The sequence below is a fragment of the Bacteroidia bacterium genome (assembly GCA_016218155.1).
Classification (GTDB): domain Bacteria; phylum Bacteroidota; class Bacteroidia; order Bacteroidales; family GWA2-32-17; genus GWA2-32-17.
In genome coordinates, this window is record JACREQ010000030.1 from 76,736 (window position 1) to 83,174 (window position 6,439).

A 6,439-nucleotide genomic window follows, 5' to 3' on the forward strand; every position below is an offset into this window, starting at 1 on the left:
TTATTTTTAATCAATTCGTAATATTGATGTATTGATATTAGTTAATATGTTCGAAATTTATTTTAGTAATTCCGAATTTGTTGAATTTTCTTACCTTTAGCATTGATATAATTATTAAAATTTATTTGATTGAAACCTTTTCTAGAATCTTTTGCCGATTATTTACTTGAAAATTATCAAAACGAATTTTCTAAAAGTTGTGTAATTTTTCCGAGCAGAAGAGCAGGTGTTTTTTTTCAAAAACAACTTTCGTCAAAAACAACAAAAAATTGCTGGCTACCAAAAATTACAACATTAAATGAATTTATTGGTGAAATTTCTGATATACAACCTGCAGACCAGCTTCAGCTAATTTATAAGCTGTATGAGGTTTTTTGCAGTAAAACAGGAGTGTCTGAGAACTTTGACGAATTTTATTTCTGGGGACAGGTAATATTATCAGATTTTAATGATATCGACAAAGAGCTTGCTGATGCTGAGAAATTGTATACAAATCTTTCTGACTTAAAACTTATTGAAAGTACTTTTATTGATTGGACAGAAGAGCAAATAAAGGCAATTCAACAATTCTGGGGAACTATTGATTTTAGCGTAAAATCAGATGGTAAAGATAAGTTTTTGGTCTTGTGGGAAAGGCTCTATGCAGTTTATAAAGAATTTAACTTAAAACTTGACGAAGAAAAGATTGGTTATGATGGGAAAATATACAGAAATATTACAGATCAGCTGATTAATTCTGATGGCTCGGCAATAACTTATAATAAAATATTTGTAGTTGGTTTTAATGCATTATCAAGAGCAGAGCAGCAGTTATTACAATATTTAAAAAAGCTTGGAAATACCCAATTCTTCTGGGATTTTGATAGTTTCTATTTTAATGATAAAGAACATGAGGCAGGATTTTTTATAAGAAAAATGATTGAAAATTTTTCTCCTCCAAAAAACTTTCAATTTGAAACCGGAATAACAACAGAGAAAATAATTCGCATTTTTGCTTCTCCCACACAAACAGGGCAGTCTAAAATATTACCGGAAATTTTAAAGTATTCGAACAACGAATATGAAAATACTGCTTTGGTATTATCAGATGAATCTATGTTACTTCCTGTGCTTTATTCATTACCTAAAGAAGTAGAGAAATTGAATGTAACAATGGCATTTCCTGTTAAGCAAACATCTTCTTTACAATTTGTTAATTTATTATTGGAACTACAAAGAAATAAAAAGAAAACAAAAGAAGGAATTGTTTTTAAATTTCATGATATAATAGAGATTCTTAATCACTCGTTTGTAAAGGATAATAGTTGGGTTAGTAAAATAAAAGAAGAATTAATAGAAAATAAAAGATTATTTGTAAAACAGGAATTGCTTACAGGAGAAGGATTAATATCAAAAATATTTTTTAATGAAGAAAAATGCGTTAATTATTGCGAATATCTGTGTAATGTTATAACCGAAATTCTTAAATCTGGTTTTGATTCAGAAAACCATCGTCAGCGAATAGAGAAACAGGTTTTATATTCTGTTTATCGCGAAACTATTAATTTGGGTGAACTTCTTAACAAATATAATATTGAAATAGCCAAGCACGATACTTTTGTAAAAATATATAAACAGACTCTGGCTAATGTCAGTGTTGCATTCAAAGGTGAGCCATTAGCAGGTTTGCAAATAATGGGTATTCTTGAAACTCGATTACTTGACTTTAAAAATATTATTCTGCTCTCTGTTAACGAAGGAACATTACCTGTTGGTTCAGCTGCAATGTCGCTAATTCCATATAATCTTAGAAAAGGATTCGGACTTTTAACTCTTGAACATCAGGATGCAATTTTTGCTTATCATTTTTATCACTTTTTGCAACGTTCCGAAAATGTAAATCTGGTATATTGTACAAAACAACCCGAAGGTGGAAGGGGCGAAGCAAGCAGGTTTATTCATCAGCTAAGATTCAGCGATAAGATTAATACATTAGAATATTTTGTTTCAGATAAACCTGGTGTTTTTACAAAAAAAGATATTATTATTGAAAGAAGTGAAAGTATTAATTTAAAGCTAAATAAATATTTGAATAATGAAAAAACACTTTCACCTACTTCAATTAGCACTTTTGTTTCATGTCCGTTAAAATTTTATTTCCGTTACATTGCCGAAATGAAGCAAATTGAGGAGCTTACTGAGGGTGTTGACGGAATGTTATTTGGTTCAATATTTCATAAAGCAATAGAGTTAATTTATGAAAATAGTGTAGATAAGCTTATTACTGAAAATGTTATAATTGATTTAAAAAAGAATGAAATACTTGATAAGTATTTAACTGAAGCATTTGATGAAATTTTATCAAATGGCAAATCTACAGGGACATTAACTGGGCTTTATCTGGTTAATTATCAAATTCTAAAAAAATACCTTATACGTTTACTTGAATATGATAAAAAACTAACTCCGTTTAATGTAATTGGATTTGAAAAAACTGTTAAATACCCTATTAGTATTGAACTTGAAGGAAATATTAAAACAGTTACAATTGCAGGATTTATTGACAGATGTATTGAAAAAGAAGGACAAATTATAGTTCAGGATTTTAAAACAGGAAATGTAGAAATCAAATCCGGATCATTCGAAGAGATATTTACCGAAACAGGAAATAAAAACTTTTCTGCTATACGTCAGGTAATTATTTATTCGCTTTCATTTTTAGAAAATGAAAAAGTTAAACCTGAAATTCTTTCTGTAAGAAAACCATTGTTAAAAGACAGTGTAAGCTTAAAAGTAGCCAATGCTGAAATTGATAATATTTTTGATGTTAAAAATGATTTTGAAACAGAGCTGAAGAAAATATTAGTAAGGATTTTTAGTAAATCAGAGCCTTTTACACAAACAGTGAACCCAAAATCTTGTGAGTTTTGTGACTTTAAACAAATTTGTCGCAGATAATTATGTTTTGTAGGCTAAATTTTATTGGCATTTTTTTATTTTTATCATCAATAACAATATATTAATTTTTGAATTGAATTTGTGTATTTTTGAAAATTCATTAAGTTTGTAATATGATATCAGATTTTTCATCATACAAAGTAAAGATTCGCGATTTAGAATATGTAACACCTGATGGCAATTCATGCACTCATACTGCTGCAATTTCTTTTTTCGATAAAAACAAGAAAGAATTATTTTATATAGAACTAGGTTATATTGATGTAAATAGGATTTATGATAAAATAAAACTTGGCGAACCTGTAAATCTTGACAATTGTTATGTAGAAGAATTCTCACTTTCGAAATATAGAAAAATGCATGATTTAGGACCTGAGGATTTAGTTGTTATAAATTCATTCAGAGCTAAAAATGCAATATTTGATGCTGTTGAAGTAACTGATTTTTCTTTTGCTTCTTTTAGCGAAAAGTCGGTAACATTTCAAAACACAGCTTTTATTCATGGTGGAGTTAATTTTGCATCATCTGTTTTTGAAGCAGGAAAAGTAAATTTTAATTCCTGTATTTTTAGTAATGGAAATCTTAATTTCAGCAATGTTAATTTTGGTCATGATGGCTTAAATTTTAAGAATGCTGTAATAGGAACTGGCTTTAAGGATTTTCAATATGCATATTTTGGCAATGGTGATGTTTTGTTTGCAAATACTTCATTTGGCAATGGTGACATTTCATTTATAAATTCAAATTTTGGTAATGGTGAAGTTTCCTTTAAAGTTGCAATTTTTGGCAATGGTAAAATTGATTTTCATTATGCAACTTTTGCCGAAGGAGATATTAGTTTTGAAAGGGCCGAATTTGGAACAGGAAGAGTAGATTTCAGAACTGTAGAATTTGGTTCAGGAAAAATTAATTTTAACAGAGCCGAATTTAATAATGGTGATGTTACATTTGATGAATCAGAGATGCAGGGAGGAAAACTTACATTTAAAAATGCAAATCTGGGTGATGGTGATTTTAGTTTTCAGAATTCACAATATTTAAAAACTGATGTTTCGTTTGAAAAGGCTTTATTTGGAAAAGGAGTAGTTTCTTTTTATAATTCAGGTTTTCATACACTATCACTTAAGTCATGTCAGCTAAATAATTATTTCGATTTAAGAGTTTCTGAAGCCAGTTTGCTTGATTTAAATGACACTGTTGTTAGAGATATTATTGACCTTACTCCACATGATTTTGAAGTCAAAATTAAAGTTCTTTCGATGACTGGTATGCGTTTACTGGGAAGAATATATATTGACTGGCGTGCAAATCATATTAAAAAAGCAATTTATGCACAGGATAAAACTTCACATTGGATGAAGGCAGAGCAATTCAGAACTTTAAAACAGAATTTTAATGCAACCGGACGATATGATGATGAAGATCTTGCCTACATTGAGTTTAAAAGAAATGAGTCTTTAGCAATTTTAAGAGACGGAACAGAAAATAATAAATCTGCACTTATTTGGCATTATCCTGCATATTGGTTCAAATTGTGGGTTTTTGATAAAATGGGTTTGTATGCAACTTCTCCGATGAGAGTGTTGGTAAGTGTTGTGTTTACATATATGGCTTTGGTATTAATACAATTCGGACTTCCATTTATTATGGATACTAATATTAACTGTATTGCTGCTGATGCTGATTTATGGACAAGATTTACTGATACGGCTTATTTTAGCGCTATAACATATTTAACCATAGGCTATGGTGATTGCTCACCTTTAGGTATTCTGCGATTTGTTGCGGGAGTTGAAGGCTTTATTGGTGTTTTTATGATGTCATATTTTACTGTAGCATTTGCCAGAAAAGTTTTGAGATAATTAAAATTTCTTATAGAATTAATTCTGTTTATTGAAATTAAAGTTTTATTTATAAAAAATGAAAACTAATGGAATTAATGCCTAACAAATTTATGATATTACCGTATTAGGAATTAAAATTTTAGTAGGCGATACGGATGCAAAAATTTACACATCTGATTTTATTTTCAATAATTATTTTTTCTTCTAAATCTATTTGTTTATCACAGAATTATAAAACTGTTGATAAGCAAAATACAGTTATTGATTCACTACTTAATATTATTAAAAATACCAAAGAAGATACACTTAAAGTTAAAGTGTATAATAAACTGTTTTTAGAATATGAATTTATTGATAGGTTAAAAGCAAAAGAATGTTTGAATAATTCACTTGCATTATCTAAAAAAAATAATTTTAAAAATGGTCTTGCCGATGCATACATCTATTTGGGTTATTATGCCGAAGATGATTGCAATTACCCTGAAGCCATAGAATGTTATACTGCTTCCCTTAAAGTATGTGAATCTATGGGAGATAAGTATGGAATGGCTATCTCGTATAATGATATAGGTAATATTTATTCTAATCAGGGTAAATATCCTGAAGCACTTAAAACATATATTGCAAGTTTAAAGCTTAGCGAAGAGATAAAAGATAAGGACGCAATTTCTAATTGTTACAATAATATAGGGATCATATATAGAAAACAGAAAAATTTTTCTGAAGCATTAAAAAATTATTATGCTTGTCTGAAAATAAAAAAAGAATTGGGTGATAAAAGAAGTATTGCTTATGTATATAATCATATTGGATTAATTTATTTTTATCAAAATAAATATACTGAAGCTTTAAAAAACTATTATTTATCTCTTAAGATATCCGAGGAGATTGAGGATTATAATGGAATTAGCAGTACCTATAATAATCTGGGAGGTGTTTGTTTTGATCAGAAAAATTATGAAGAAGCATTAAAAAATTATTTTGCTTCATTAAAAATCGCTGAAAAAATGAATGATAAAGTAAGTATTGCCAGTTCTTATGTCAATATTGGTGATGCTTACACAAGACTACAAAGATATAATGAAGCTAAGATTTACCTAATAAAGGCTAAAGAGTTATCAAACGAAATAGGTTATATTGAGAATTTAAGAATTGTTTATTATTGTTTATCGTCACTTGATAGTTCAATGGCAGATTATAAAGGAGCATACGAAAATCATAAATTATATATCCTTTATCGTGATAGTTTGGATAATGAAGAAACCCGTAAAAAGACTGTTCAGACACAGATGACTTATGAATTTGAAAAGAAAGAGGCAGTAGCTAAGGCAGAACATAAAAAAGAAATAGAGAATCAAAAATTAATAGCGGAAGAGAGAAGTAGAAAACAAAGAATAATAATTATGTTCGTTGTTATAGGTTTATTATTAGTAATTATTTTTGCCGGATTTATTTATAGATCGTTACGAATTACACGGAAACAGAAAAAAACGATTGAATTACAAAAACTAGAAGTTGATGAAAAGAATTTGCAACTAAATCAACAAAATGAAGAAATAAGAACACAGCGCGATGAAATAGAAGCCCAGCGTGACGAGATAGAGGCACAAAGAGATCTTGTAACAGAACAAAAGGTACATATTGAAGAAATTCATAAA

At 28.7% G+C, this 6,439-nt stretch carries 3 protein-coding genes; all 3 read left to right on the forward strand.

Going from position 1 to position 6,439, the window contains the following annotated elements; all coding sequences use genetic code 11:
- Window positions 1-129: 129 nt before the first annotated feature.
- On the forward strand, window positions 130-2,937 hold the full coding sequence (locus tag HY951_04375) for a PD-(D/E)XK nuclease family protein (GenBank protein ID MBI5539270.1): 2,808 nt from the start codon (window positions 130-132) through the stop codon (window positions 2,935-2,937).
- Between the two features lie 113 nt (window positions 2,938-3,050).
- On the forward strand, window positions 3,051-4,799 hold the full coding sequence (locus tag HY951_04380) for a two pore domain potassium channel family protein (protein MBI5539271.1): 1,749 nt from the start codon (window positions 3,051-3,053) through the stop codon (window positions 4,797-4,799).
- A gap of 137 nt (window positions 4,800-4,936) precedes the next feature.
- Window positions 4,937-6,439: tetratricopeptide repeat protein (locus HY951_04385; GenBank protein MBI5539272.1), on the forward strand; the 1,503-nt coding region annotated here is incomplete at its 3' end.